The organism is Dactylosporangium sp. NPDC048998 (genome assembly GCF_043197855.1).
In the GTDB taxonomy this organism is placed as follows: domain Bacteria; phylum Actinomycetota; class Actinomycetes; order Mycobacteriales; family Micromonosporaceae; genus Dactylosporangium.
In genome coordinates this window covers 654,738-681,060 of sequence record NZ_JBICTV010000002.1, presented here as the reverse complement: position 1 = coordinate 681,060, position 26,323 = coordinate 654,738, and the positions used below count along the sequence as shown (strand labels likewise).

Here is a 26,323-nt window from a genome sequence, read left to right as displayed (position 1 = left end):
CGCATTACCTCGTGACGAGACACCTTCGGCACGAAGGAGTACAGGGCCCGTGAAGCAACCCGACGACGGCCGTCGGTTCACCGCGATCTACCACGCGCACCACCGGCAGGTGTACGCGTACGCGGTGAGCCGCGCCGGCCGCGACCTCGCCGACGACGTCGTCGGCGACACGTTCCTCACCGCGTGGCGCCGGCTCGACGCGGTGCCGGCGGCGCCGCTGCCGTGGCTGCTCGGCGTCGCGCGCAACGTGATCCGCGAACGGTACCGGGCCGAGGTCCGGCAGGCGAGCATCGCCGCCGAACTGCGCGCCTGGGTCGAGGAGGCGCAGGCGGACGTCGCCGACGGCGTGGCCGAGCGGGCCGCGATGCTGGCCGCGCTCGCGCGGCTCGGCGAGGACGATCGTGAGCTGCTGACCCTGGTCGCCTGGCACGGGCTCGGCGCCCGCGAGGCGGCCCGGGTGATCGGCTGCTCGACCGCCACGTACTTCGTCCGGCTGCACCGCGCCCGCAAGCGCCTGGAGCAGGCCCTGGCGGCTCGTCACGCCCCTCTTTCACCTTCGATCCAGGAGTACAGCCGATGAGCCGCGACACCATGCGCACCCTGGCGGAGGCCCGCCCGGGCCGCCTCGCCCCCTCCGCGCCGCCCGCCGACCCTGCCATGATCATGTCGTATCCGCGGGAGGCGGTCCGCGCCCCCCGGCCGACCCTCAGCCCGACCCGCCGCCTGGTCCTCGCCGGCGCCGGCCTGGCCACGGTCGCCGCGGTGACCGCCGCCGTGGCCCTGCAGCAGACCGCGCCCACCACGCCGAAGCAGGGCATCAGCACAGCGGCCGCCCCCGACCCGGAGACCGCGGCCGACCTGCTGCTGGTGGCCGCGACGCGCAGCGACGCCGGACCGGCCGGCGGCGGCCGGTACTGGGTCGTGCGCGCCGAGCACGGCGAGCAGCGCGACACCGGCCTCCCGCGCGCCACCGACGAGCAGTGGCTCGCCACGAGGCCGGGCGACCCGAGCGTCGCCTACCTCCGCGGCCCGTCGGGCGGCTGGACGCTCCGGCCGCTGCAGGGCCACACCGCCGAGAACAACTTCCTGCTCGGGGGCAGGCCGAGGTCCGCGGCGGAGCTGGCCGCGTTGCCGTCACGGCCCGAGGAGCTCAAGGCCAAACTGCTGCAGTGGTACGCCGAGAGCGGCGCGACGGAGAGCCGCGACGGCTTCCTGTTCTTCAGCGGCGCGGCGATCGTGCTCGACCTGCCCGTGCCCGCCCCCGTGCGCGCGGCGGCGTACCGGTTGCTCGCCGAGCTGCCCGGCATCGCCTCGCTGGGCCGGGTCACCGACGCTCTGGGCCGCAGCGGCATCGCCGTGGCGTACACCCGCCGCGGCGACGGCGGCGCCGAGGGCCAGCAGCGCCTCATCGTCGACCCCGCGACCGGCAACGCCCTGGCCCAGGAGTCCTGGACGGCCGGCGCGCGGCTGAGCTACACCGCCGTGGTGAAGGCGCAGTGGTCCGACGCCACCCCGCCGAACGCCGCCGACGTGCACTGACGCTCCGAGCCGGCGCGGGCGAGCCACGGGGCCGCCCGCGCCGTCAGGCGTGCAGGCTCTTGACGAAGCGGCCCATGCGCTCCAGGGCCTCGTCGAGCAGGGGCAGGGCCGTGGCGTAGCTGCAGCGGATGTGGCCCTCGCCCGACCGGCCGAAGACGTTGCCGGGGACGACCGCCACGCGTTCGGTCTCCAGGAGGCGTTCGGCGAAGGTCTCCGAGTCCAGGCCGGTGGCGCGGATCGACGGGAAGGCGTAGAACGCGCCCTGGGGCTCCTCGCAGGTCAGGCCGATCTCGTTGAGGCCCTTCACGAACAGGCGGCGCCGGCGGTCGTAGTCGGCGACCATCTCCACCACCTGCGGCTCGCCGGCGCGCAGGCCCTCCAGGGCGGCGGCCTGCGACATGTGCGGGGCGCACAGCATCGTGTACTGGTGGATGCGGCCCGCCAGCTCCAGCACCGGGGCCGGGGCGCACACGTATCCGACCCGCCAGCCCGTCATCGCGTGGGCCTTCGAGAAGCCGCCCAGCACGACCGTGCGATCGCGGGCGCCCGGCAGGGACGCCACGCAGGTGTGCGGGGCGTCGTAGCTCAAGCGCTCGTAGATCTCGTCCGAGACCAGGTAGAGATCGTGGCGTACGGCCAGATCCGCCAGCGCGGCGAGCACCTCCCGCGGCTGGATGGCGCCGGTCGGGTTGGACGGCGAGGAGACCAGGATCGCCTTCGTGCGCGGGGTGATCGCGCGCTCGATCTCGTCGACCAGGATGTGGAAGCTCGCGTCGGACGGTACGTACACGGGAGTGCCGCCGGCGAAGGTCACGCACGGGCCGTAGGCCACGTAGCACGGCTCGGGGATGATCACCTCGTCGCCGGGCGCGAGCAGGGTGCGCATGACCAGGTCGAGGCCCTGCGAGACGCCCGAGGTGATCAGGCACTCGGCGGTGGCGTCGAAGCTCACGGCATGCCGCCGCGCAAGGTCTTCGACGATCGCCTGGCGCAGCTCCAGGAGCCCGGCGTTGGAGGTGTACGTCGTGTACCCCTGCTCGAGCGCGTAGATGCCCGCCTCGCGCACGTGCCACGGGGTGACGTAGTCGGGCTCGCCCACGCCCAGGGAGATCACGTTGTCCATGGTGGCGGCGATCTCGAAGAACCGGCGGATGCCGGAGGGCGGGCAGGCGGCGACGATCGGGTTGAGCGGCTTCACGGCGTGACCGGGAGGCGTCGGTCGACCTCGGCGGTCGCGTAGAGCTCGTCGTCGTCCTTGTACGTCTTCATCACGAAGTGCGTGGCCGTGGCCGTCACGCGCTCGATCGTGGAGAGCTTCTGCGCGACGAAGTCGGCGATGTCGTGCATGCTGCGGCCGGTCACGACGCAGCGCACGTCCTGGGCGCCGGAGACCAGATACACCGAGCGCACCTCGGGGAAGCGCGCGATCCGCAACGCCACGTCGTCGAAGCCCAGGCCGCGGGCCGGCATCACGGCCACGTCGATGAACGCGGTGATCAGCTGCTCGCCGGTCAGCTCGCGCAGCCGGTCGGCGTCGACGACGGCCTTGTAGCGGCGGATGATGCCCTGCTGCTCCCAGGTGGCGATCTGCGCCCTGACCTCGTCTGCGGGGATCCCGGTCAGCGCCGAGATCCGTTCCGGCGTCGCGTGCGCGTCCGCGCGGAGGATCTCCATGATCTCCAACACCCGGCAATCTTACTGTCCGTGGTGCTGCGCGCTCCAGCTACTATTCGGTGAATGGACCCAGTCTCGGTCACCGAGGTGGCGTCGATCGTCGGCGGAACCGTGCACTTCCCGCGGGAGGGGCGCGAGGTCGGCAGCATCGCCATCCATTCGGACCGGTTGCAGGCCGACAGTCTCTTCTTCGCTCTCCAGGGTGCTGCCGACGGTCACAGGTTCGTGGCGCGGGCGCTGGCCAACGGCGCGATCGCCGCGGTCGTCGCCGAGGACCGGCTCGCCGACCTGCCCGCCGACGCCGGGCCGCTCATCGCCGTCGCCGACCCGCTCGCCGCGCTGCAGGAGATGGCGGTGTGGTGGCGCCGGAAGCTGACCGCCACGACGTTCGTCGCGGTCATCGGCAGCAACGGCAAGACCCTGACCAAGGACGCGCTCGTCGGGCTGCTCGCCGGGCACCGCACCACGTACGGCAGCCCCGGCAGCTACAACAGCCAGCTCGGCGTCGCGCTGTCGGTGCTGCAGTGCCCGGCCGACGTGCCCATCGCGGTGATCGAGGCCGCCGCCACCGAGCCGGGCGAGATGGCGCGGCTGGCCCGCATCGTGGCCCCCGACGCCGTCGTGTTCACCAACCTCGGCTCACGCAGCGTACAGAGCTTCGGCAGCCGCGACGAGCACGCCCGCGAGCTGCTGAGCATGGCGGCCGGCCTGCCGGACGACGGCTGGCTGCTCATGGGGGAGACGGATCCCGCGGTACACCGGCTGGCCGCCGCGATCACGCGGGCGCGCGTGCTGCCGACCGGCGACGCCGCCCTGCCCCGGCTGGCCCGCCTGCGCCACGTGGAGCGCTCGTCGCTGGTCCGCGCGACGCTGCCCGGCGGCACCGACGAGGACCTGCTCGTCGCCACCCCGTCGCCGGAGGTGCTCAGCGACCTGGAGCTCGCGATGGGCGCGGCCACCCTGCTCGGGATCGGCCCCACCGACCTGCTCGCCGCGGTCGCCGACTACACGCCGCCGTCGACGCGGATGCAGATGTGGCGCCGCCCCGACGGCGCGACCGTCGTCGGCGAGCTGGCCAACACCGACCCGCTCGCGCTCAGCAGCGCGCTACGCACCGCGCGCTCGCTGATGGGCGCCCACGGCCGCACACTGATGATCATCGGCGATCCGCTGGCCGGTCTCACCGCCGAGGCCGCCGAGGCCATGGCGCGCTGCCTCCAGGCCGAGAACGTCCGCCTGGTCTGCGGCCTGGCCGACGACGCGCACGGCCTGATCGAGGACGCGCTGCGCGGCACCGGCGTGCCCGTGCACCGCTTCCCCGACGAGGACCGGATGCGCGCGTTCGTGGCCACCGAGCTGCGCCCGGACGACGTGGCCCTGGTGCACGTACCGCGGGACACCATGGTCACCGACTCCTGGATGCACCTGGTGGAGACGGCCGCGGCGACCCGCCTCTACGTGGACCTCGCCGCCGTCAAGAGCAACGTCGCCGCCTTCCGCAAGCTCGTCGGCCCGCACACGAAGCTCATGGGCGTGGTCAAGGCCGAGGCGTACGGCACGAACCCGGTCACGGTCGCGCACACGCTGCGCGAGGCCGGCGTCGACTGGCTCGGCGTGGCGACCGCGGACGAGGGCATCGCGCTGCGCCGCGCCGGGGTGCAGATGCCGATCCTCGTGTTCCTCGCCGTCCCCGGCGACCTGGGGCGGCTCGTGCGGCACCGGCTCACGCCGTCGCTGTACTCGGTCGAGATGTACGACGCCGCCTGCCGCGCCGCCGAGGTCAGCGGCCGCCGCCTGGACGTGCACGTCGAGGTGGACTCCGGCATGCACCGCAGCGGCTTCTACCCGGAAGCGGCGATCGAACTGCTGGGCAAGCTGCGCGGCAACGAGCACCTGCGGCTGGCCGGCCTGATGAGCCACCTGGGCTGCCCCGACGACCCGGCCGAGGACGACCTGACGCGCGAGCAGCTCAAGCGCTTCGGCGCGGTGTGCTCGGCCGCCGCCGACATGGGTTTCGAGGATGTCGTACGCCACACGGCCGCCACGGCCGCGACGATCCGCTTCCCCGAGGCGCGCTACGACATGGTCCGCATCGGCCTGGGCCTCTACGGGCTGCACGTGTCGACCGCCACCAGCGGCCTCATGACGCTGACCCCCGGCGTCGGCCTGGTCAGCCGCATCATCGAGATCCACGACATGGCACCGGGCGAGCGCGTCGGTTACGGCGGCCTGTTCCGGGCCCAGTCCCCGGACACCCGCATCGCGCTCATCGCGGCCGGCTACTACGACGCGGTGCCGCGCGCCTTCCGCAAGGTCGGCTTCGTCCTCGTCAACGGCCACCGCTGCGAGATGGCCGGCACCATCTCGATGGACTCGATGGCCATCGACATCACCGGCCACCCGGACGCGGAGGTAGGCTCGGACGTGTTGATCTTCGGCCAGTACGCCGGCTTCTCCACCCCGATCGAACAGGCCGCAGCCGCGATGGACACCGTCTCGCACGAGCTGCTGACCCAGGTCGGCCCCCGCGTCCAGCGCATCTTCACCCAGCACTGAGCGGTGTCATGACCGGCGCTGGGCCGATCGGGCCTCCTGCAGGCCGCGGGCGGCCAGGCGGTCGGCGCGCTCGTTCTCCGGGTGGCCGTTGTGGCCCTTCACCCAGTGCCACTCGACCTGGTGGCGGGCGACGAGCGCGTCGAGCTCCTGCCAGAGGTCGACGTTCTTCACCGGCTGGCGGTCGGCGGTCTGCCAGCCGTTGCGCTTCCAGCGCGGTACCCAGGCGGTGATGCCGTTGCGGACGTAGGAGCTGTCCGTGTACAGGTGCACGGCCACCGGCCGGGTGAGGCTCTCCAGCGCACGGATCGGCGCGGTCAGCTCCATGCGGTTGTTGGTCGTGGGCGTGGCCTCGCCGCCGCACAGCTCCTTCTCCACGCTGCCGTAGCGCAGGACGGCGCCCCAGCCCCCGGGACCGGGGTTTCCGCTGCAGGCGCCGTCCGTGTAGATCTCGACGTGGTTGGTCACGCCACCTATTAGACCGTGTGCCACTTCTGGTTCGCGCCGCCGGAGCAGTCCCAGATCTGCAGCACCGCGGCGTTGTCCGGATTCCAGTCCTTGATGTCGACGCACTTGTTCGCCTGGGGGTTGACCAGGTCGCCGGCCGCGCTCAGCACGAACTGCTGGGCGGGGTTGCCGCTGCAGTTGGCGATCTGGATCGCCGCGCCGTTGGCGGGAGAGCGCTCTCAGCGAGCATTGGCAACCGTCCGCGCGCGCCCGTCAACGGAACCGGACAAAACCCAACGTTCTGTTAAGGGCGTGTTGAGTTTCGAGGTAGCAAACCGTACGTACGTCTTGCTATGGTCTCCGCATGCGCCTGCCCACCGGACCGCTGCGGCTGCTCGTGCTGGCCACGCTCGTCAATACGCTCGGCAACGGGCTGTGGATGGCGTCCAGCGCGCTGTTCCTGACCCGGTCGGCCGGGCTGTCGATCGGCCAGACCGGCGTCGCGCTCACCGTGACGGCGCTGGTCTGCATGGTGGCGAGCGCCCCGATGGGCTACCTCGCGGACCGCGGCGGCGCCCGGGGCGTCCTCGTGGCGGGGCTGATCGCCCTGGCCGCCGGGACGGCGGCGCTGGCCCTGGTCGGCTCGGTCTGGACGTTCCTGCTGGTGGCGGTCCCGATGGCGATCGCCGACGCGGCCCAGCGGGCGGCCAAGGGCGCGGTGATCGCCGGCGCCGTCCCGGCCGACAAGCGCGTGCACACCCGCGCATACCTGCGCTCGGTGACCAACGTCGGTATCGCCGCCGGCGCCGCCCTGGCCGGCGTGGGCCTGGCACTGGACACCCGCGCGGCCTACCTGGCCCTGATCTTCGGCAACGCGATCACCTACCTGGCCGCCGCGGCGATGCTCAGCCGCCTGGCCCCGGTTCCGCGCTCCCCGAAGCGCGCGGACGGCCCGAGGCTCATCGCGCTGCGCGACCGCCCGTTCCTGGCCTTCGTGGCCCTCGACGGCCTGCTGTCGACCCACTTCGGCCTGTTCGAGGTGGCGCTGCCGCTGTGGATCGCGCACCGCACCGACGCGCCGCGCTGGCTGATCGCGGTGCTGTTCCTGACCAACACCACGGTGGTGGTCCTCTTCCAGGTCCGTGCGGCGCGCGGCACCGACGAGCCGCGCGGGGCCGCCCGGGCCGCCCGCCGCGCCGGCCTGGCGCTGTTCGCCGCCTGTGCCCTCTACGCACTGTCCGGCTCCGCCCACCACGGCGTGACCATAGCCCTTCTCGTCGCGGGCGCGCTGACCCATGTGGGCGCCGAACTGTGGCACTCCGCGTCGGGCTGGGGCATCTCGTTCGGCCTGGCCCCGCCGGACGCGCACGGCCAGTACCAGGGCGCGTACGCCATCGGTATGCAGCTGGGCCAGATGCTCGCGCCGTTCGTGGTCACCACGCTGGCCGTCGGCTGGGGCGGGCCGGGGTGGATCGTGCTCGGCGCCGCGTTCGCCCTGGCCGGGGCCGCGATGCCCGCGGTGGTCGGGTGGGCGCTGCGGCACCGGCCGTTCGTCACCGGTCCGGACCACGCGGCGACGGAGCCCGCCACCGCGTGAGTCCGGCGTGAGTCCGGGCGCTCAGTCGGTCGTGGGCGGGGCGGGCAGCGGGCGCAGGGCGCCGGACACCACCGACGCCAGCGCCACCAGCACGGCCACGACGGCCAAGGCGCGGACGACCGTGAGGTGGTCGCCCAGGAAGCCGATCAGCGGCGGGCCGCCGAGGAACGCGCAGTAGCCGATCGAGGCCACCACGCTGACCCGCGGGGCGGCGTACGCGGGGTCGTCCGAGGCGGCGCTCATGCCCACCGGGAAGCCCAGCGACGCGCCGAGGCCCCACAGCAGCGCGCCGGCGAAGGCGACCGAGGTGACCGGGCCGAAGACGAACAGGAGCAGGCCGGCGACGGTGACCACGGCCAGGGCGCGGACCACCGGGACGCGGCCGTAGCGGTCCAGGAGGAACGGCCCGAACCAGCGGCCCGTGGTCATCGCGGCCAGGAACACCGCGAACGCCAGGGTGCCCACCGCGGCGGGGGCCCGGTAGCCGTCGATGACCGCGATGCCGATCCAGTCGACGCCGGTACCCTCGGCGAACGCGAAGGCCAGCACGAAGACGCCGACCAGCAGGGTGCGCGGCTCGCGCCAGAACCGCAGCGTGTGACTCAGGCCGCCGCCCGACGGCTCCTCGGTGGCGCCGTCGGGGACGAAGTTGCGGACCGCGTACACGGTGCCGCCGCCGACGAGCAGGGCCATGACGCTCAGGTGGAGGGTCACGGGGACGTGCGCGGCGACCATCATCGCGCCGAGGAGGGCGCCCCCGACGGTACCGACGCTGAACCCGGCGTGGAAGCGGGACATGATCGATCGGCCCAGGCCGCGCTCGACCACCGCGCCCTGGACATTCATGGCCACGTCCCAGGCGCCGTTGGCGAAGCCGAACGCGAACAGGCACACCACGACCGGGGCGACGCCGAGGTGGTAGCCGGCGGCGGTGCCGGACAGTGCGAGCGTCAGCAGGGCGGCCATCGCGGTCACGGTGCGACGCGAGCCGAAGCGGGCCACGATGTGGCCGGAGGCGACCAGCGAGACGATCGAACCGCCGGCGATGGCCAGCAGCACGAGCCCGAGCTTGGACGGGGCGAGGTGCAGCGCGTCGCGGATCTGCGGGATGCGGCTCGCCCAGCTGGACATGGCGACGCCGGCCCAGATGAAGGCGGCGTAGGTGGCCCGCGTGGCGCGGCGCAGGTCGACGGTGGCGGGGGCGGTGACGGTCATGATGTGCGGGGTCCGATCGTTCGGTCGACGATCGCCCGGATGTCCTGGCGGGACACCGGGCCAGTTGACAGGGTCTTGTGCATGACCAGGCCCTCGATCAGGGCGTCGACGCCCCGGGCCGTGGTCGGGTCGACGAACCGCTCGAGCACGGAGCGGCTGGTGCGCATCCAGGCCTCGGTGATCTCGCGCAGCGCGGGCTCGCGCAGCGCCGCCAGGTACAGCTCGTACGCGATCGCCCAGTCGCCGGCGTTCGCGCCGGCGTCGCCGTCGATGAGGTCGGTGACCGCTTCGACGAGCTCCTCGCGGGTCTCGACGCCGCGGAAGTGCGCCTCGTAGATCACCGACATGCGCTGCGCGTGGCGCCGGAACGCCTGGGCGCGCAGGTCCTCGAGGCTGCTGAAGTGATACGTCAGGGAGCCCAGCGGCACGTCCGCGGCGACGGCGATCAGCCGGTGCGTGGTGCCGGCGACCCCGTGCTCGGCGATGACCTCGATGGCCGCGTCGATGATGCGGTCCTTGCGGTCGGGGTCGTGCCGGCGGGTCGACATCAGAGCTCGCGGATGATCCGGGCGGGGTTGCCGGCCGCGACCACGTTGGCGGGCAGATCCTTGACGACCACCGATCCCGCGCCGACGACGGTGTTCTCCCCGATCGTGACGCCCGGGCAGACGATGACCCCGCCGCCGAGCCAGACGTTGTCGCCGATCGTGATCGGGGAGCCGCCCTCCCATTTGTCGCGCCGCGCTTGCGGGTCGATCGGATGCCAGGCGGTCAGCAGCTGCACGTTCGTGGCGATCTGCACGTCGTCGCCGATCGTCACGCGGGCGACGTCGAGGCAGACGAACCCGAAGTTCACGAAGCTGCGCGCGCCGAAGAAGGTCTGGTACCCGTAGTCGAACTGGATCGGCGTGCGGATATCGGTGTCCTCGCCGATCGCGCCGAGGAGCTCGGCGAGCAGCTCGCGCCTGGTCCCGCCGTCGGAGGCGGGCAGGGCGTTGACGCGGCGCGTCAGGTCCTGGGCGCGCAGGTAGTCACGCCAGAGCTCCTCGTTGCCGATGTACAGCTCGCCGTCGAGCATGCGCTGCCGCATGGACTTCTCGGGTCCGGTCATGCGTACAAACGTACATTGGATGTGTACGTCTGTACACAGTCGCTTCCTCCTATGCCGAAGTTATGCCGTGTTATGCCAAGGCGCCCGCCGGGATCACGTGGGTGGCGCCCAGGCCCAGCCGCTGCACGACCAGCGTGGCGATCTCGGGAGTGAGGCGCCTGCCACCCGGCCACGCCGGCGATAACCCGATGCGCGTCGGGCCGCGAACCGGCACCATGCGGACCGTGTGGCCGTCGCCGTTCTTCGCCGCGCTGCGGGACGCCCGTCGCGTGCTCGTCGCCGGCGCCGGGGGCGGCTTCGACGTCTTCGCCGGGCTGCCGCTCGCACTGTGGTTACAGGGTGCCGGTGTCGAGGTACACCTGGGAAATCTGTCGATCGCGCACCTCTACGGCCTCGACGAGGACGCGTGGTTCGCCCCGGGCATCGCCGCGATCGGGCCGGACACGATGGTCTACCAGGACTACTGCCCCGAGCGGGCGCTGGCGCGCTGGCTGGCGCGGCACGGCCGGCCCGCCACCGTGTTCGCGTTTCCGCGCACGGGCGTGCGGCCGCTGCGGGCTGCGTACCGGGCGCTGGCGAAGCGCCTCGAGCTCGACGCGATCGTCCTGGTGGACGGCGGCACCGACATCCTTCTGCGCGGCGACGAGGCCGGGCTCGGCACGCCGGTCGAGGACGCCACGAGCCTCGCCGCGGTGCTCGGCACGCCGGTGCCGACCAGGCTGGTGGCGAGCATCGGGTTCGGCGTCGACGCGTACCACGGCGTCAACCACGTGCAGGTGTTGGAGAACATCGCCGCGCTCGACCGCGATGGAGCGTTCCTGGGCGCGTTCACCGTCCCGAGCGGCAGCCGCGAGGCCGCGCTCTACCGCGACGCGGTCGCCTTCGCGCACGCCCAGATGCCCGGGGACGTCAGCATCGTCAACGGCCAGATCGCCGCCGCGATGACGGGCGCGGCCGGCGACGTGCGGTTGACCGAGCGCACCGCCAACGGCGAGCTGTTCGTCAACCCGCTGATGGCCATGTACTTCACGTTCGACCTACCCGGCCTGGCCCGGCATTCGCTGTACCTGGACCGGATCCGCGGCACCGAGGACATGCTGGAGGTGGCCGCGGCGATCGAGCGGTTTCGCGACGGGATCACCCCGCGCCCCCGCCGGGCGTTTCCGCACTGAGCGACGCCGCCTTGCGCCTTATCGAACCGTCTCGATGAGGTCCGTCAGCTCGCGCATCAGGTGCTCGGCCCGGGCCGTGCCGAACGCGGCCTCCACGGCGCGGTTGTGCGCGGTGGCCGCGTGGTCGAGGCGGTCCAGCAGCGTGGTGCCGGCCTCGGAGAGGTACACCGCGACCCGCCGCCGATCGTTCGGGTCCTGACGACGGTAGACGAGCGCGCCGTCCACGAGCCGGTCGACCGCCTTCGTCAGGGTCGGGTGCGGCATGAGCGCGGCCTCGGCCAGGTCGCCCATCGAGTGCCCGCGGCCGTCGGAGAGCGCCTGCAGGATGCGCCATTGCTCGACCGAGACGCCCTCGGCCTGCAGCCCCGCCGACAGCCCGCGGTTCAACGCCCGCTCGGCCTCGCTCAGCACGTAGCCGAGATGGGCCCGCAGCCCGACCGCATCCACCATCGTCCCCCTTTGCGCAGCCCCGCCTAGGAAAGATACTCGGCGGCGTGGATGAGGTCCGAGTCGTCTCCGATCCGCTCGAGGCCCGGCTGCTGCCGGCCGAGCCGGGCCGCGCGGTGCGGGTCGCGCTGGCCGTGCCGACGTCGGGCACGCTGGGCATGATGGCGCCGGCCGTGCTCAACTGCGCGCGGCTCGCCGTGGCCGAGCTCAACACGGCCGGCGGCCTCCTGGGCCTGCCCATCGAGCTGGTACTGCTGGATGCCGGCCGCGACCCGCGGACCGTCGCCGCCGACCTCGCCGACCTGGTCCGCGCCGGTGCGGTCGCCGCGGTCGTCGGCGCGCACGCCAGCGACGTGCGGGTCGCCGCCGTCCGCGCGCTGGGCGGCCGCGTCCCGTACGTCTTCACACCGCCGTACGAGGGCGGCGAGTCGGCGCCGGGCGTGTACCTGCTCGGCGAGACCCCGGCCCGCCAGCTGCGCCCCGCCCTGGACTGGCTGGTCCGGCACCGCCGCGCGCGGCGCTGGGCGCTGATCGGCAACGACTACGTCTGGCCGCGCATGCTGCACCACGCCGCGGTCGCGTACCTCCGCGACGCACACGCCCAGGTCGTCGCCGCCCGCTACGTCCCCGTCGGTGCCCCCGACCCGGCCCCGCTGCTCGACCTCGTCGCCCGGCGGCGCGCCGACGCGGTGCTGCTCACGCTGGTCGGCAGCGACCTGGCCGCCTTCAACCGCGCCTTCGCCGAGTCCCGCCTCGCCGCCCGCGTGCCTCGCCTGTGCGCCGCCCTGGAGGAGAACGGCCTGCTCGCGACCGGCGGCGACGCGTCCGGCGAGCTCTACGCCACGATGGGCTACTTCGGCGCCGTGGCCACCGACGCGGGCCTGAGCTTCGTGGAGCGGTACACCCACCGTTACGGCTGGCAGGCCCCCGTCCTCAACGGCCACGCCGAGGCCAGCTACGACGGCGTGCGCCTGCTGGCCGCCCTGGCCACCCGGGCCGGCAGCCTGCACCCGGCGGCCATCGACGCCACGGCCGACGGCACCACGATCACCGGCGGCCGCGGCCCGGTGACCATGACCGCCCGCCACGTGGACCAGCCGGTCTACCTGGCCAGGGCGGACGGCCTGGACTTCGACGTCCTCGACTCCTTCTGACCTCGGACGCTGGCTGCTACCCCCAGAAGTCCGGCTGCTCACCGCGGACTCCGGTCGCTGACCGCGGAACTCGGGCCGTGAATCCCGGAATTCCCGACGGCTGACCGCGGAAATGCCGGCGGGCGAGGGCCGCCCACCGTCCCCGGGAGGTCGCCCGGCCCGCCGGTGACGCCGGCCTCGCGATCGGCGGCCGCGACGGCGAGCGGCGCGTCGGCCCGCGTGGGCGGTCGGTCGGCGGGGCGGGCGTTCCCCGTCCGCCGCCGGGCACGCGAGGCGCCGTCGACGGACGGGGAAGCGCGGGTTTGAAGTCGGGCCTGCGTCGCGGCGGAGGCTCGACCGGTTACGAGGTGAGGGAGGGGATCATGAGGCGACCGACAGGTAGTAGTACGCGCGGTCGGTCGGGGTGCCGTCCGCGAGGTGACCCGTCACAACGAGGACGTGGGTGCCCGGCGTCTGCGGGGTCCAGGACACCGTGGCGCGGCCCTCGGCATCGGCCTGGACCGTGGCCGGGGTGGCGTCGTCGATGAAGTATTCGAACGACGTGATCCCGGCCGTGCCGCCGCTGAACGTGAAGTGGCCCTCCACGCCGACGCCGCCCGCCGGGACGAGATTGCCCGGGTACTCCGCCGAGAAGATCTCTGGCGCCGTGCCCACCAGGAACGCGTACGCCGTCGCCGTCGAGAGCGCGCCGGACGCCGTACGGCCCTGCACCGTGAGGGTGTTGGCGCCGCTGCGGTCCAGCGTGACCCGCGTGTAGGTGTAGCCGCTCGGCTCCGCCGGGACCGACTGCTCCGGGCCCTCGTTGAGCCGGTAGCGGTACTCGACCACCTCCGGCTGCCAAGCCGTGGCGAACCCGAACGCGGCCTGAGCCCCGGCGCCGCCGATCGGCCAGTACGGGTTGTAGCCGCTGACGACCTGCACCGAGGTGTCGCGCACGTAGAACTGCACCCGGCGGACCGGCGACGGGGCGTCGGCCGAGTCGTAGCCGACGACCGTCGCGGTGACGAAACCGTGGCTCGGCGGCGTGTAGGTCACCGTCGCCGTGCCGTCCGCGCCGGCCGCGACGGATTGGTCCTCGGCTCCGGGCAGGCTGTACGCGAACCAGGCCGTGTTCGGCAGCACCGAGCGGAACGTCAGCGTCATCGGCTGTCCCGCCGCGCCCTGCGCCGGATCCGTCGTGACGACCGGCCCGGTGTACGGCGAGAACGTGAACAGCTCCGTCGGCGACCGCTTCCCGTCGGCCAGCACGGCCTCGAAGAGCAGCTCCGTATTGCCGGTGTGTGTTGGCGTCACCGTGATCGGCGTGTAGGGGTAGCCGACGTCGCCCTCGGGCACCACGACCTCGGCCCCGCCGTCGAAGCGGTACGCGAACCCGGTGACGTTGGACAGCTCGCTCGACAGCTGGATTTCCAGCGGCACGCCCACCCCGTCGACGCGGTCGGGCAGGGACAGGCTCGGCGCGCTCGCCCGCGGTGTGGGGTTGAGCACCCGGAAGCTGTAGGTGGTCAGGTTGGAGCGGCTGTTGTCGGCCCTGACCGCCGTGACGTTCAGGAAGAAGTAGCCAGTCGACTGCGCCGTCCACGGCAGCACCGCCGAGCCGTCCGCCCCGGCGGCGACCTGCCCGCAGGAGCTGCTTAGGCAGTAGTCGTAGCGGGTGACCCCCGTGCTGCGCGGCTTGAACGTGAACGAGCCGGCGGCGCCGAGGAGCGCGTCGACGAACGGCCCGAACTCCGCCGAGTCGACCGCGGGCGCGTCGGACGCGTACACCCGCACGGACTCGCGGCCGAGGAGCTTGTCCCCGGCGTAGCTGCTGACCGTCACGGTGACGTTGCCGACCTGGGTGAAGGTGATCTCGACGCTTGCCTTGCCGTCGACCGCCGGCAGCCGAGTCTCGGCGCCGTCGCCGACCTGGTAGCCGAAGCCGGTCGTGCTCGCCGTTGTGGCGGTCAGGTCGAGGCGGCTCGGCAGCCCGATGCCGCCCATAGCGACCCTCGCCGTCGGCGCCGTCGGGGCCACCGAGAACCAGTAGTCCATCTGCGGGCCCGCGTTGCCGGCCCTGTCGACCGGCTGGACGCTCAGCAGCTGGCGGCCGCTGTGCGCCGGCGTGTATTCGAGGACGGCCGAGCCGCCGGGGCGGTTGGCCTTGAGGTCGCCGCGCTGTCCGCTTTGGTCGTGCCAGCTGAAGGTGGCGACGTCCGTGTCGCCGTCGGCGTCGAAGCGGAACCGGGCCTTGACGCCGGGGCCGCCGCCCTGGACCTCGCCCTCCGGGTAGACCTTCGAGGTCACCAGCGGCGCCTTCGCCGGCGACACCCGGTCGACGAGCACGTAGCAGGTCTTGCTCCAGGCGCCGGTGTCGTAGGCGTCCTTGGCCTGCGCGTGCCAGGCGAGCACGGCGCCCTCGGCGTACTTCGTCGCGTCGAGATAGATCTGGTACCACTGGTACACCGTCCGCTGATCGGGGTGGTCAACCGGCCACACCTCGTAGCTGACGGTCGTCCAGTCCTGGTCGGCGTCGACGACGTCCACCCGGGGCTGGAAGATGTAGCCAACCGGCGTCGGCCGCGCATGCGTGCCGCAGGGCCGGTCGCCCGGTGAGACGCGGGGGTTGCCGGTCTCCGGCGGGTGGTTGCCGGTGACGTCGAGCCGCGGCTGCCGCACCGTGCGGCCGGCGTGCGGGTCGCTTTCCTGCGCGGCGGTGATCCGCAGCTCGATGGTCAGCGTCTTGTCGTGGCGCGCCACGGCGGCGGCGAGGGCCCCGACCGGGTCGATGCCGAAGGCGCCGGGGCAGCCGAAGAGGCCGGGAGCCCCAGCGGTGACCTGGCCCAGCCGCTCGAGCTCGGCCGGCGGGTTTTTCCAGGTCGTGGCGTCCTTGACCGGCGCGGTGCGCCACAGCTCGACGGTCGCCGCCGTGTCGCAGTTCTTGACCAGATCCTCGAGGACGCTGAGGTGGGCGTTGTGCACGACCTGGCCCTTGAGCGGGGTCAGGTCATAGGTGAAGTACGAGCGGTAGGTGTGGGCGGTGCCGTCGGCGTCGGCGATGGTGCCGGCCCTGGGCGCGGTCTCCGGGTTGACGAACTTCGTCCTGGGACTGTGCGAGTCCAGATACGCCCAGCTGGTCTGTGGCAGGACGGTCGCCTGGCTCATCGTGGCGTGTGCGGGCGGTCCGGAGACGGCCAGCACCGCCGCGGTGACGAGGACCGCCGACAGGGCGGCCGCGGTGCGCTTCATGATGATTCGTTCCTCCCCGTGGCCGATCGATCGATGGGGGCGACCGGCGCGAGCGTCATCGTAGGGAGGGGGTACGACAAAAATCGGAGCGGCAAGTATTTCTAGATTTAAGTATTGAGCTAAGTGGTGACCTCTTCGCGCTCGGCGACGGCCACGCCCGCCAGGGTCACGGCGAGGTCAGCGGCGTCGCGGTGGAGGCCGCGATGCACACCACGCTGGTGGTGGAGCTGCTCAAGGGCGTACCGACGCCGGCGCCGCGGCTGGAGTCCGACGAGTTCCTGATGAGCACCGGCTCGGCCCGGCCGCTGGAGGACGCCTTCCGCATCAGCCAGCACGACCTCGTCACCTGGGTCGCCGGGCTGACCGGGCTGGACGAGCTTGACGCCTACCAACTGGTGAGTCAGGCGGGTGAGGCGCCGGTCGGCAACGTCTGCGACACCAATTACACGATGGTGGCCAAGATGGCCAAGCGTTATCTGCGGGGCGCCGAGGCGTACGACGGTGTTCACCGCAGGTTGCGCGGGATGGCGGCGGCGCCCTGCGATACGCGCAAGAATTGGCGCCATGAAGTTGGGTCTGCACTACTGGAACTTCGCCAAGCCGGCCGAGCCGGTGGCGATCGCCCCGACCCTGCGCGAGACGGCCCTGATCGCCGAGCAGTCGGGGGTCGCCGCGTTCTCGGTCATGGATCACTACTTCCAGATGGAGGCGTCCGCACCGGCCGAGGAGCCGATGCTGGAGGGGTACACCACGCTCGGGTACGTCGCGGCGATCACGTCGCAGATGCAGCTGGGCCTGCTGGTTACCGGGGTGATGTACCGCCACCCGGGCCTGCTGGCCAAGATCGTCACCACGCTCGACGTGCTCTCCGGCGGGCGCGCCCGGCTGGGCATCGGCGCCTCGTGGTACGAGCGGGAGCAGCGGGGCCTCGGCGTGCCGGTCGTGCCGGTCGCCGAGCGATTCGAGCGGCTCGAGGAGACGCTGCAGATCTGCCTGCAGATGTGGAGCGGCACGGTCGCGGAGTACAACGGCACGTATTACCAACTGACCGAGACGCTGAACTCGCCACCCGCGATCAGCCGCCCGCACCCGATGATCATGATTGGCGGCGGCGGAGAGAAGAAGACGCTGCGCCTGGTGGCCAAGTACGGCGACGCCTGCAACCTCTTCGCCAGCTCACCCGAGGACGTGGCGCGCAAGCTCGACATCCTGCGCGCGCACTGCGACGCCGAGGGTCGCGACTACGACTCGATCGTCAAGACCGTGGTCGCCCTGCGTCCCGTGCTGGACGACGTCGACGGCTGGCTCGCCTACGTCGACGAGCTCGCGGCGCTCGGGATCACCGAGGTCCAGACCATGCCGGACCGCAACCCGGTCGAATTCGCCACCGAGCTGGCCGAGCGGGTGCTGCCCCGGCTCGCGGTCATCTGAGCCGACCGGCGTGCGCGGTTCGCCAGGTGGGGTGGTCATCGCGGCGTACGGGACGGAGGCCCACGCGGCCGTGCTCAGGCTCGTCGACGGAGTGGAGAGCGTTCACCCCGAAGGGAGCGCGGTCGCGCTCGGGTCGATCGCCGGGGTTTGGGTCACGGTCGTGGGGCCGGCGCCGGGGGCGGTCGAGGGGCTGATCGAGCGGTACGGTGCGCGGCTGCTGCTGTCGTTCGGGCTCATCGCGGTCGTGCCGCCGGTGCGGGCCCGGGACGTCGTGGTGCCGCGGCGGATCGTCGACGCCGGGGTGCGGGCCGCGGCCTGGGCGGCGGGGGAGGACGAGTGGATTCCGGAGGACTACGCGCCGGTCGCGCACCTGCTGGACGAGCGGGGTGGCGACCCGCGAGTGCTCGAGATCCGGGGCGCAGCCGGCAGCGATCGAGTGGTCAGGGCCGACGCGGCGGGGGCGGCGGCGCTGTTCGGCCGAGCGGTGCTTGCCCAGCTGTACGGACAGCGCTGGTTCGGCTGAGAAGTCCAAATCGTTACCCCGGATAAGTCCGAATGATCCGAACCTCGGTACATTGTTCGGTTTTGGGCGGTGGACTGGGACGATGAGAGTTCTGGTCGCGGGCGGCGCGGGTTCATCGGCGGGAATCTGTGCCGGGAGCTCGCGGCGCACCCGCGCGTTGCGGAGGTCGTCGTGCTCGACGATCTCACCACGGGTGCCGAACGAAATCTTGAGGGCGTGGACGCCCGACAAGAGCAACGGCGGCGACCTGCGCGAGTCGCCAGCCCGCGCGGTCGAGCCGCACGCGCTGCCGCGGGACATCGGCGCCCTCGGCGGGGTGACCCTGGTCGACCTGACCGCCGTCGAGGTGATGGCGGCCGACGCGGCCGTACTGCTGACCGATCACGACGACTTTGACTATGCGCTCGTGGAGGAGCACGCACAGTACACTTCTCGTCACCCGCGACCGCTGTCGAGGGCGAGTTGTCGAACGCCTTTAGCGGCCCGGGGCCCGGCACTCAGGTAGGTCCGATAGCCTGCCGCGGTGCTTGTAGCGCCGACTCGCCTCTTGCTGATCCGTGCCGGGCTCGTGTTCGGCGGCGCGTCGGTGCTGCTGGTCGAGCTGCTCTCGGCGATCGGCCTGCTCAACCGCGTCACGATCGCGATCGCCTGGGCCGCCGCGGCGATCGCGGGCGGATATTTCGGACGTAAGCGACTCGTCGGCATATTTCCGAAAATTCGCGACGGCTGGCGCGAGGCCGTCCGGGTCGAGCGCGCGATCGCGGCCCTGCTCGGCGCGCTGTTCCTCGCCGACCTCGTCATCGCCCTGATAGCGCCGCCCAACAACTTCGACTCGCAGACGTACCACCTGCCCAAGATCGAGCACTGGGCGGCGCATGGCAGCGTGGACTTCTACCCGACCATCATCGACCGGCAGCTGGCCATGGCGCCGGGCGCGGAGTACATCCTGCTGCACCTGCGCCTGCTCACCGGCGGCGACGCGCTCTACAACCTCGTCCAGCTCGCGGCCGGCGTCGGCGCCGCGCTCATCGCCTCCCGGATCGCCGCCCAGCTCGGCGGCGCCCGGCGCGCCCAGCTGATCGCGGCGCTGATCTTCGGTACGACCCCCATGGTCCTTCTGGAGGCGACGAGCACCCAGACCGACCTCGTGGTCGCGCTGTGGGTCGGCAGCGTCGCCACCCTCGTCCTCGACGAACTGCGCCGGCGCACCCCCTGGCCCGCGGTGCTGCTGCTGGGCACCGCCGCCGGGCTGACCCTGCTGACCAAGGCGACCGGCCTGCTCGCGGCGGGCCCGCTGCTCGTGGTGTGGTTCGGCGCCCAGGCGCGGCAGCGCCCGATCTGGCGCGCCGTCGCTGTCGCGTCGGCAAAGGCCGCGGTGATCGCCGGGATGATGGCGCTGATATCCGGTCCGTACCTCTGGCGCGTGCAGACCACGTACGAGAACCCGCTCGGCCCGGGCCACCTGCGCGGCTCCATCTCCATGCAGCGCCACGACCCGGCCTCGGTGCTGATCAACGCGCTGCGCATCGGCGAGACCGCGCTGCAGACCCCGGCCGGCCCGGTCGGCGCCGGCGCGATCAGGGGCCTGGCCCACGCCATCGGCGTCGACCCGGACGCGCGCGACATCACGTACTGGGGCGCGACCTACCCGTACGAGTCCTGGCCGCCGGACGAGGACCGCGTTTCCCTGCCGGTGCAGGGCGCGCTGATCCTCATCGGCGCCGCCGTCCTGCTGTGGCGCCGCTCGCCGGCCCGCCTCTACGCCGCGGTGTTCTGGATCGCCGTGCTGGCGTACGTGACCACGGTCAAGTGGCAGCCCTGGGGCAACCGGCTCATCGTGTTCCTCGTCCTGCTGGGCACCCCGCTCGCCGCCCTCTGGGTGGACGCCCTGATCACCGCGCGCCGCCGCGCGATCGCCGGCGTGACCGCGCTCGCCCTCGCCGGCGGCGCGGTGGCCGGCGTGTTCGCCGTCTCGTACGGCTGGCCCCGCCGCCTGGTCGGCCACGGCTCGGTGTTCACCACGAGCACGCTGGACGAGCGCTTCATCCGCCGCCCGGAGTGGGGCACGGACTACGAGTGGGCCGCCGACGCGGTGCGGTCCTCGGGCGCGAAGCGGGTCGGGCTGCTGCAGGGCTACAACACGTGGGAGTACCCGTGGTGGATCCTGCTGCGGGGCAGCGAGCTGGTGTCGCTGCAGTCGCTGCAGCCGGACATGCCGCCCCCGGCGATCGAAACGGTGGACGCGGTGCTGTGCGTCGACCCGCCGAACGGCTGCGCCTTCTACATCCCGCCGTCGTGGAACCCGCAGACCCACGGCTCGGTGACGTACGCGATCCGCCCGAAGTCCTGATGCCGCTGGGGCCTTATCTGCCCCGGCCGGGTGGCGCCGCGGCGGTCAGGCGACGGCTGGCTCGGGCGCCGGGGCGACCTCGGACGGCTCGTCGCGGTGCAGCAGCGTGCGGGCCTCGCCCGCCGCGAGCAGCAGCCAGATCGCGCCGTTCGTGCCGCCGATCAGCCAGTCCTCGGTGGCGATCGTCGGCACCACCGCGAGCGCACCGATCGTGAACCAGGCGGCGGGCAGCGTGCCGTCCCGGCGGCGCCGCAGCGCGTGCCACAGCAGCAGGCCCAGGCCCAGCACGAACGCCGCGGCGCCGAGCACGCCCCCGCGACGGAACGCGCCCACTGCGGCGTTGTCGGTGTTGAGCTGGCGGCGCGGGCCCTCGATCGGGTTGCCGTCGTTCACGCGCTCGACCACGGCCCGCGAGGTGCGCGCGTCGCCGAATGCCTTCTCGGCCCAGCCGGCGTGCTTCCAGTCCACCCAGACCTGGCGCCAGGTGTCGGTACGGCCGCTGGTCACGTCGTCGCCCTGGTTGTTGAACCGGTCGCGCAGCAGGAACTGATACCCGTTGCCGAGGGTCACGACGATGAGCAGCACCACGAACGGGGTGACCACCGAGAGCCAGGCGGAGCGGGACGGGAGCCGGTCGACGTCGTCGTTGCGCCGCCAGAGGACCAGGCCCAGGTGGAGGACCGCGGCGGCCGCGGCGAAGACGAAGCCGGTGCGCGAGTCGCTGATGGACAGCACGAGCGCGGCGAGCGCGGCGACGCCGAGGCGCTGCCAGGCGGCCATCGCGCGGTCGAAGCCGATCCGGATGCCGGCTACGGCCATGAGACCGGCCAGCGAGTTCGGGTGGTAGAAGAGCCCGGGGCCGCCCCAGAAGCGGTCGGTCATCAGGTGCGCGGAGGCGTTGTCCGGGACCGCGTGGACCTTGTCGAACAGGCTGCCGGAGCCGACGAGCAGCAGGGCCGCGATGCCGAGCAGGATCGCCGCGGCCATGCCGACCGACAGGTCCCTGCCGCGCCGCTTCGCGGTCGTGTTGAGCGCGATGAGCGCGAGCACGGCGAGGGTGAACACGCCCGCGTAGGCGACGCGCTGGCCAGCCACCTTGAAGTGTCCGGCACGCTCGACGAACACCGCGCCGAGGATGCCGAAGAACCAGTACGCCAGGCCCAGCCACGCCGTGCCGAGCCGGGACAGCGAGCGGGCCGAGCGCAGCCACGGCCACGCCCACACCGCGAAGACGACCACCTCGACGGCGAGGACGGCCCAGATGATCCCGGGGCGCTTGGTCGCGGTCCAGGTCAGGATGCCGGCGAGCACGAACAGCCCGCCGAGGCCCAGGCCCTGCAGCGTGATGCCGGGCAGGCTCAGCGCCAGCCCGACCACGGCCATCGCGATCAGGCCCGCCGCGAACGCGGCCGCCGACTGCCCGATCGAGTCCGTCCGGGTGTACTCCAGGACGCCCGCCAGCAGCGCGATCACGATCGCCGCGACGGCGCCCGCCACGCGGGCCTTCGGGCCGGTCATTGGGCCTCTCATCCGGCGTCGGCCCCCGCGCGGCGGCGGCTGAGGAAGAAGTCGCGTACCACCCGGCGCGGCCCGGCCGGCACCAGCCAGACCTGCAGGAAGGTGACGTAGTCGGTGAAGCTCGGCTCGCCGTGCCGCCGGGCCTCGCGCAACAGGTCGAAGAAGACCCGCGGGCTGCGACTGGCGGCGGCCATCGAACCGACCACGCTCATCGCGAGCGCCGCGTAGGCACGCGGCGTGACCCGCGGGCGGGTCTGCTGCAGCCACTCCAGCGACTGCTTCCACGGCGCGTCGAAGCTGATCCGGGGGCGGTTCTCGTCGGCGTACCAGATGACGAGGGGCTCCTCGGCGTAGATGAGGTCGACGCCTTCCTCCTGCAGGCTGCGCAGCGTCCAGTCGAGCTCCTGCAAGCGGCGCAGGCCGTCGGTGAACGGCACCTTCCGGAGCAGCGCGGTGGGCGCCATGATCGTCGAGGTCTGGATGAAGCCGTCGCCGTGGAACAGGCCGTGGCGTACGGCGAGGTATTCGCTGATCGGCTCGTCCGGCGCCGGGATGCGGCGGGGCATGATCAGCTCGGCACGCGGGGTGCGCATGTAGAGCCGGCTGCCCACGATCGGCAGCGCCACCCCGGAGGCACGGGCCCGCGCGAGCTGCGTGGCCAGCTTCTCCGGCAGCCACTCGTCGTCGTCGTCCAGGAACGCCACCCAGTCCGCCTGCGCGTGGTCGACGCCGCGATTGCGCGCGTTCGGCGCGCCGCCGGACGTCGGCAGCTCGATCGGGCGGATGCGATCGTCGCCGACCGCCCGCAGCGCGTCGACGGTCGCCGTGTCCGGGCCGTCGATCACCACCACGACCTCGATCTCCCGCAGCGTCTGGGCCAGCGCGCTGCGGACAGCGCGCACCACCAGCTCGGGTCGGTTGCGGGTGGGAATGACGACGCTGACCTCGGGTCTTTGCACGATGACCAATCCGTCTCGAATGCGGTGCTGCGCCACCACACGGAGTCCTTATGGGTTCGCTGGCGTAGCGTACACGACCTGCACTTTCGTCGGATATTTCGCAGCCAGCGCGCGAGCGGCCGCGATGTTGGTCGGCGCGGCCGGGTCGCCGAACGCCACCGGGAGCGGCTGACCAGGCCGGACGTTCGGCCGGTGGGGGCGCTCTCCATCGACGACGAGCAGGCTCGCCTCGGGGTCGTGCACGAAGAAGCGGACGGGCACCGGGCTCTCCCGCACGAGCCGGTCCATGTCCTCCATGGTGCTGGCCTTGCCGGCGGATCCGGGGTACAGCAGCCCCGACCAGGCCGGGAAGTACCGGTACTGGTGCTGCAGTGCGGCGGCGCCGAGGGTTGCCGACCAGTTTCGCCACGGGCTGCCCATGAGGTCGACGTTCACCGCGCCGCCGCCGTCGGGGAACATCCGGGCCATCAGCAGCGCGTCGCGGGCCGCCTCCGGAGAGCCACGGTCCTTGCCCAGGGCCAGCTTGACGCCGGGCGCGACCGGGGTGGTGTGCCATTCGCCACCCGCGACCGCCAGCAGGGCGACGACCGGCAGCGCGATCGCGACCCGCGCCGCGGCGCCGAGCCCCGGCAGGAACCGCACCAGGCCGCCGAGCGCGCACAGGCTGACCACGATGAGCAGGTGCAGGAGCTTGTCGAAGTAGTACACCGGGCGGCCGATCGTGGCCGTCTGGTAGAGGCCGAGGCCGGCGGCGAGCGTGAACGCGACGCCGAGGGAGAACAGCGCCGTGCGGTGGCTCGGCGCGCGCAGCCCGCGCCGCACGAGCACGGCGAACACGGCCAGCGCCAGCAGGGCCGCGGTCGCGGGGCGGTCGACGATCCTCGCCGTACCGTTGAGGAGCAGTTGCGATCCGCTCGAGGCGGCCATCGCGGTCAGCGGGCCGATCGAGGTGACGACCGCGACCAGGGCGGCCGTCAGCCAGCCCCACCAGAACCGCCACAGCCGTGCGCGCCAGATCCACCACAGGGCGGCCAGTCCGCCGTACGGCAGGAACAGCGGGTAGCTGAACGAGATCCCCACGAGCAGCAGCGCCACGGTCACGGTCTGCTCGCCCGGCCGCGGGAGCGGGCGGACGACGATCGCGGTGAGCGCCGCCGCGCACGCGAGGCCGGCGAGTTCGTTCGGGTAGCCGCGGGAGAGCACCGTGACCGGGTCGCCGAGCACGAGCCAGGCGGCGGCGACCAGCAGGACCGGCAGCAGCCGGGCGGCCGAGGCGCCGGGGCCGGCCAGGCGGCGCACCGCCCACAGCACGGCGAGGGCGAGCAGCAGGAACGTGCCGACGAGCAGCCAGACCATGACGTCGGCGGCGGCGCCGGCCGAGGTGCGCCCGGTCGTCGAGGAGACGAAGCGGTCCAGCACGGCGTACGCGAAGTGCAGGCCCTGCGGGTAGTTCGCGATGCCGTCGAGCTCCTCGTCCGGCACGAACGGGCGCAGGGCCTCGGGGCGCAGGAACAGGTAGCCGCCGGTGCGGCCGATGATGTCGTACAGCAGGTAGTGGCGCGCGATGTCCTCGCCCGCGAGCGGAAGGCCGAGGCGGCCGCCGAGGTCGCGGGCGGCGTACGGGATCAGCGAGATCGCGGCGACACCGGCGAACGCGATCGCGAGCAGGGTGTCGGCAGGGCGCCGGATCTTTCGGATCTTCCGGCTTTTGTCGCGATTTGCGTCTTTACGCGCGGGTGGGGTGAGGCGGCCCGTCGCCGCGGCGATCAGCACCAGGACGGTGAGGGCGACGCCGGCGACCAGGGTCGGGTGCAGATGCCCTGGCCAGAATGTGAGGGCGAGGCCGAACACGCACGCGGCGCCGAAGAGCTGGGCGCAGGCGAGCACGAACCGGTCGAGCAGCCCGGTGCCGCCGCGCTGGATCGCCATCGTGCCGGCGAGCACCAGCAGCGGCAGCAGTGCGTCCAGTCGAACCGGGTGAGCGGCCAGCGGCACGAGCCAGGCCAGGAGCAGGGCGATCGCGACCCGCAGCGCCTGGGTGCCGCGACCGCCGGTGGATTCCTCGCCCGTCACGCCGTCGCCGGTCCCGGGCCGCGTCACCGTCACCACATGCACTCTCCGTATCGGGGGCCGCTTCGCGCCGCCGGGAGGTGACGATATCGCGTTCTCGAATCGGAGGTACAGCAACGGAAATCGCACCTACGACGGCGGCCGCGGTGCCCGGGGCTTACTCGGCGATCGCGCTCAGCTCGGTGCGCAGCGTGCGCAGCGCGGCGGCCAGCAGGCGCGACACGTGCATCTGCGAGATGCCCAGCTCGGCGGCGATCTGTGACTGGGTCAGGTTGCCGTGGAAGCGCATGGCGATGATCTTCTGCTCGCGGTCCGGGAGCTTGGCCAGCAGCGGGCGCAGCGACTCGCGGTTCTCCACGTTCTGCATGTCCGGGTCCTCGGCGCCGATCAGGTCGCCCAGGCCGGCGGAGGTCGGGTCGCCGCCGTCGCCGGCGGGGGCGTCGAGCGACAGCGCGCGGTACGCCTGCCCGCAGTCCAGCCCCTCGATGACCTCCTCCTCGCTCACCCCGAGCCGGGCGGCGAGGTCGGCCACGGTCGGCGAGCGGCCGAGGTCCTGCGCGAGGTCGCCGGAGACCTTGCTGATCTCCAGCCGCAGCTCCTGCAGCCGCCGCGGCACGCGCACGTCCCAGCCCTTGTCCCGGAAGTGCCGCTTGAGCTCGCCGACGATCATCGGGATCGCGTAGCTGGTGAACGCGGCACCGCGGGCCGGGTCGTAGCCGTCGACGGACTTGATCAGGCCCAGGTTGGCCACCTGGACGAGGTCGTCGAAGTGCTCGCCGCGGTTGCGGAAGCGGCGGGCCAGGTACTCGGCCAGCGGGATGTACAGCTCGATCAGCCGGGCGCGGACGCGCTCGCGGTCGGCGCCGGCCGGGAGGTCGGCCATCAGCGAGAGCAGCGCCCGGGCCTGGGCGTCGGTGGCGCGGGTGCTCGTGCCGGTGGTTTCGCCTGCCCCGTGGGTGTTCGGGCCGTGCTCGGCGATGGCGCGGTCGATGGCGCGGTCGACAGAGGGGGTGCGGTTGATGGCACGGTCGACGGAGACGGTCACGGGTTTGACCCTTCTGGTGCGGGTGACCGGCGGCGGCCTGGGCGCAGACGGGTGCTGCGGCCTGGGAAGGTAAGGAGGGCATGCGCCGCCACGCCGGTCGAGAATCGCTCTCGGCACCCGTTTCTTGAGTGCCGGTGCAAGACCTGCGGGCTCACCGGGGCCGATCCGCCGCTGCTGGACGGCGCCCCTTGTCCAAACCAACCGTTCGGACGAGGTGAGCTGACCCGACTGTACTAGACCTTTACGCTCTGCGCGAGACTCAGGCGTTGAAGCCGATCGCTTTATCACCG

The 26,323-nt window shown here is 72.7% G+C and carries 22 protein-coding genes and 2 pseudogenes; 11 read left to right on the top strand and 13 right to left on the bottom strand.

From position 1 onward, the window contains the following. The first annotated feature begins 49 nt into the window (after positions 1–49). Positions 50–580, top strand: a complete 531-nt coding sequence (locus ACGFI8_RS07130) for an RNA polymerase sigma factor (RefSeq protein ID WP_392801098.1) — start codon at positions 50–52, stop codon at positions 578–580. Then, the gene (locus ACGFI8_RS07125; RefSeq protein ID WP_392801095.1) at positions 577–1,539 is read left to right on the top strand and encodes a CU044_5270 family protein; all 963 of its coding nucleotides are present in this window, start codon (positions 577–579) and stop codon (positions 1,537–1,539) included. Before ACGFI8_RS07130 ends, ACGFI8_RS07125 begins: the two co-directional genes overlap by 4 nt. Positions 1,540–1,582: 43 nt before the next feature. On the opposite strand, the gene ACGFI8_RS07120 is transcribed toward ACGFI8_RS07125, so the two are convergent. Both ACGFI8_RS07120 and ACGFI8_RS07115 read right to left on the bottom strand, forming a co-directional pair. Continuing rightward, positions 1,583–2,737, bottom strand: coding sequence for an aminotransferase class I/II-fold pyridoxal phosphate-dependent enzyme (locus tag ACGFI8_RS07120; RefSeq protein WP_392801093.1), 1,155 nt, complete (start codon positions 2,735–2,737; stop codon positions 1,583–1,585). Further along, positions 2,734–3,225: an Lrp/AsnC family transcriptional regulator gene (locus tag ACGFI8_RS07115; protein WP_392801090.1), complete on the bottom strand. Its 492-nt coding sequence runs from the start codon at positions 3,223–3,225 to the stop codon at positions 2,734–2,736. Before ACGFI8_RS07115 ends, ACGFI8_RS07120 begins: the two co-directional genes overlap by 4 nt. Before the next feature lie 51 nt (positions 3,226–3,276). Between ACGFI8_RS07115 and alr the strand changes: the two genes are divergently transcribed. Then, positions 3,277–5,769: an alanine racemase gene (gene alr, locus ACGFI8_RS07110; protein ID WP_392801087.1), complete on the top strand. Its 2,493-nt coding sequence runs from the start codon at positions 3,277–3,279 to the stop codon at positions 5,767–5,769. Positions 5,770–5,775: 6 nt separating this feature from the next. Here the strand turns inward: alr and rnhA are convergent, their stop codons facing one another. Further along, on the bottom strand, positions 5,776–6,234 hold the full coding sequence (rnhA, locus tag ACGFI8_RS07105) for a ribonuclease HI (RefSeq protein ID WP_392801084.1): 459 nt from the start codon (positions 6,232–6,234) through the stop codon (positions 5,776–5,778). An 8-nt stretch (positions 6,235–6,242) separates the two neighbouring features. Further along, positions 6,243–6,446, bottom strand: a pseudogene (locus ACGFI8_RS07100) (RICIN domain-containing protein); the annotation flags it as partial. Between the two features lie 131 nt (positions 6,447–6,577). On the opposite strand from ACGFI8_RS07100, the gene ACGFI8_RS07095 reads away from it, so the two are divergent. After that, positions 6,578–7,810, top strand: a complete 1,233-nt coding sequence (locus ACGFI8_RS07095; protein WP_392801081.1) for an MFS transporter — start codon at positions 6,578–6,580, stop codon at positions 7,808–7,810. A gap of 21 nt (positions 7,811–7,831) precedes the next feature. Here the strand turns inward: ACGFI8_RS07095 and ACGFI8_RS07090 are convergent, their stop codons facing one another. The 3 genes from ACGFI8_RS07090 to ACGFI8_RS07080 are packed head-to-tail and all read right to left on the bottom strand — an operon-like array spanning position 7,832 to position 10,136. Then, entirely contained in the window at positions 7,832–9,025 is a 1,194-nt protein-coding gene (locus ACGFI8_RS07090; protein WP_392801078.1) for an MFS transporter, read from the bottom strand. Further along, entirely contained in the window at positions 9,022–9,573 is a 552-nt protein-coding gene (locus ACGFI8_RS07085; RefSeq protein WP_392801075.1) for a TetR/AcrR family transcriptional regulator, read from the bottom strand. The genes ACGFI8_RS07090 and ACGFI8_RS07085 overlap by 4 nt, the downstream gene beginning before the upstream one ends. Next, positions 9,573–10,136 carry a sugar O-acetyltransferase gene (locus tag ACGFI8_RS07080; protein ID WP_392801072.1) on the bottom strand — a complete coding sequence of 188 codons (564 nt, stop codon included), beginning with the start codon at positions 10,134–10,136 and terminating at the stop codon, positions 9,573–9,575. Before ACGFI8_RS07080 ends, ACGFI8_RS07085 begins: the two co-directional genes overlap by 1 nt. 215 nt (positions 10,137–10,351) lie before the next feature. Here ACGFI8_RS07080 and ACGFI8_RS07075 point away from each other — a divergent pair, with 215 nt between their 5' ends. After that, positions 10,352–11,308, top strand: coding sequence for a DUF1152 domain-containing protein (locus tag ACGFI8_RS07075; RefSeq protein WP_392801264.1), 957 nt, complete (start codon positions 10,352–10,354; stop codon positions 11,306–11,308). An 18-nt stretch (positions 11,309–11,326) separates the two neighbouring features. Here the strand turns inward: ACGFI8_RS07075 and ACGFI8_RS07070 are convergent, their stop codons facing one another. After that, positions 11,327–11,758, bottom strand: coding sequence for a MarR family winged helix-turn-helix transcriptional regulator (locus tag ACGFI8_RS07070; RefSeq protein ID WP_392801069.1), 432 nt, complete (start codon positions 11,756–11,758; stop codon positions 11,327–11,329). Between the two features lie 44 nt (positions 11,759–11,802). Here ACGFI8_RS07070 and ACGFI8_RS07065 point away from each other — a divergent pair, with 44 nt between their 5' ends. Beyond that, entirely contained in the window at positions 11,803–12,909 is a 1,107-nt protein-coding gene (locus tag ACGFI8_RS07065) for a substrate-binding domain-containing protein (RefSeq protein WP_392801066.1), read from the top strand. Positions 12,910–13,269: 360 nt separating this feature from the next. On the opposite strand, the gene ACGFI8_RS07060 is transcribed toward ACGFI8_RS07065, so the two are convergent. Then, the gene (locus ACGFI8_RS07060; protein ID WP_392801063.1) at positions 13,270–16,137 is read right to left on the bottom strand and encodes a hypothetical protein; all 2,868 of its coding nucleotides are present in this window, start codon (positions 16,135–16,137) and stop codon (positions 13,270–13,272) included. Positions 16,138–16,262: 125 nt separating this feature from the next. On the opposite strand from ACGFI8_RS07060, the pseudogene ACGFI8_RS07055 reads away from it, so the two are divergent. From ACGFI8_RS07055 to ACGFI8_RS07035, 5 genes and pseudogenes are all read left to right on the top strand, one after another. Further along, a pseudogene (locus tag ACGFI8_RS07055) lies at positions 16,263–16,667 on the top strand (acetamidase); the annotation flags it as partial. A gap of 34 nt (positions 16,668–16,701) precedes the next feature. Further along, positions 16,702–17,568 (top strand): LLM class F420-dependent oxidoreductase, encoded by an 867-nt coding sequence (locus ACGFI8_RS07050; protein ID WP_392801060.1) that lies wholly within the window; start codon positions 16,702–16,704, stop codon positions 17,566–17,568. A 10-nt stretch (positions 17,569–17,578) separates the two neighbouring features. After that, complete coding sequence (locus ACGFI8_RS07045) at positions 17,579–18,091, top strand: hypothetical protein (protein ID WP_392801057.1); 513 nt, start codon at positions 17,579–17,581, stop codon at positions 18,089–18,091. A 193-nt stretch (positions 18,092–18,284) separates the two neighbouring features. Further along, the gene (locus ACGFI8_RS07040) at positions 18,285–18,596 is read left to right on the top strand and encodes a hypothetical protein (protein WP_392801054.1); all 312 of its coding nucleotides are present in this window, start codon (positions 18,285–18,287) and stop codon (positions 18,594–18,596) included. Between the two features lie 18 nt (positions 18,597–18,614). Beyond that, a complete protein-coding gene (locus tag ACGFI8_RS07035; protein WP_392801052.1) occupies positions 18,615–20,441 on the top strand; it encodes an ArnT family glycosyltransferase in 1,827 nt (608 codons plus the stop codon). A gap of 45 nt (positions 20,442–20,486) precedes the next feature. Here the strand turns inward: ACGFI8_RS07035 and ACGFI8_RS07030 are convergent, their stop codons facing one another. The 4 genes from ACGFI8_RS07030 to ACGFI8_RS07015 all read right to left on the bottom strand — a co-directional run bounded on the left by ACGFI8_RS07030 (position 20,487) and on the right by ACGFI8_RS07015 (position 26,033). Continuing rightward, on the bottom strand, positions 20,487–21,959 hold the full coding sequence (locus ACGFI8_RS07030) for an O-antigen ligase family protein (RefSeq protein WP_392801049.1): 1,473 nt from the start codon (positions 21,957–21,959) through the stop codon (positions 20,487–20,489). Between the two features lie 8 nt (positions 21,960–21,967). Continuing rightward, positions 21,968–22,918 (bottom strand): glycosyltransferase family 2 protein, encoded by a 951-nt coding sequence (locus tag ACGFI8_RS07025; protein ID WP_392801046.1) that lies wholly within the window; start codon positions 22,916–22,918, stop codon positions 21,968–21,970. Positions 22,919–22,966: 48 nt separating this feature from the next. Further along, on the bottom strand, positions 22,967–25,024 hold the full coding sequence (locus ACGFI8_RS07020; RefSeq protein ID WP_392801043.1) for a hypothetical protein: 2,058 nt from the start codon (positions 25,022–25,024) through the stop codon (positions 22,967–22,969). 121 nt (positions 25,025–25,145) lie between these two features. Next, the gene (locus tag ACGFI8_RS07015; RefSeq protein ID WP_392801040.1) at positions 25,146–26,033 is read right to left on the bottom strand and encodes an RNA polymerase sigma factor SigF; all 888 of its coding nucleotides are present in this window, start codon (positions 26,031–26,033) and stop codon (positions 25,146–25,148) included. Positions 26,034–26,323: the final 290 nt, after the last annotated feature.

Excerpts from the sequence above, each read along its gene's own strand:
- ACGFI8_RS07095 (WP_392801081.1), top strand. The coding sequence starts at position 6,578 with ATGCGCCTGCCCACCGGACCGCTGCGGCTGCTCGTGCTGGCCACGCTC.
- ACGFI8_RS07070 (WP_392801069.1), bottom strand. The coding sequence starts at position 11,758 with ATGGTGGATGCGGTCGGGCTGCGGGCCCATCTCGGCTACGTGCTGAGC.
- ACGFI8_RS07125 (WP_392801095.1), top strand. The coding sequence starts at position 577 with ATGAGCCGCGACACCATGCGCACCCTGGCGGAGGCCCGCCCGGGCCGC.
- ACGFI8_RS07085 (WP_392801075.1), bottom strand. The coding sequence starts at position 9,573 with ATGTCGACCCGCCGGCACGACCCCGACCGCAAGGACCGCATCATCGAC.
- ACGFI8_RS07030 (WP_392801049.1), bottom strand. The coding sequence starts at position 21,959 with ATGACCGGCCCGAAGGCCCGCGTGGCGGGCGCCGTCGCGGCGATCGTG.
- ACGFI8_RS07075 (WP_392801264.1), top strand. The coding sequence starts at position 10,352 with ATGCGGACCGTGTGGCCGTCGCCGTTCTTCGCCGCGCTGCGGGACGCC.
- alr (WP_392801087.1), top strand. The coding sequence starts at position 3,277 with ATGGACCCAGTCTCGGTCACCGAGGTGGCGTCGATCGTCGGCGGAACC.
- ACGFI8_RS07050 (WP_392801060.1), top strand. The coding sequence starts at position 16,702 with ATGAAGTTGGGTCTGCACTACTGGAACTTCGCCAAGCCGGCCGAGCCG.
- ACGFI8_RS07060 (WP_392801063.1), bottom strand. The coding sequence starts at position 16,137 with ATGAAGCGCACCGCGGCCGCCCTGTCGGCGGTCCTCGTCACCGCGGCG.
- ACGFI8_RS07080 (WP_392801072.1), bottom strand. The coding sequence starts at position 10,136 with ATGACCGGACCCGAGAAGTCCATGCGGCAGCGCATGCTCGACGGCGAG.
- ACGFI8_RS07090 (WP_392801078.1), bottom strand. The coding sequence starts at position 9,025 with ATGACCGTCACCGCCCCCGCCACCGTCGACCTGCGCCGCGCCACGCGG.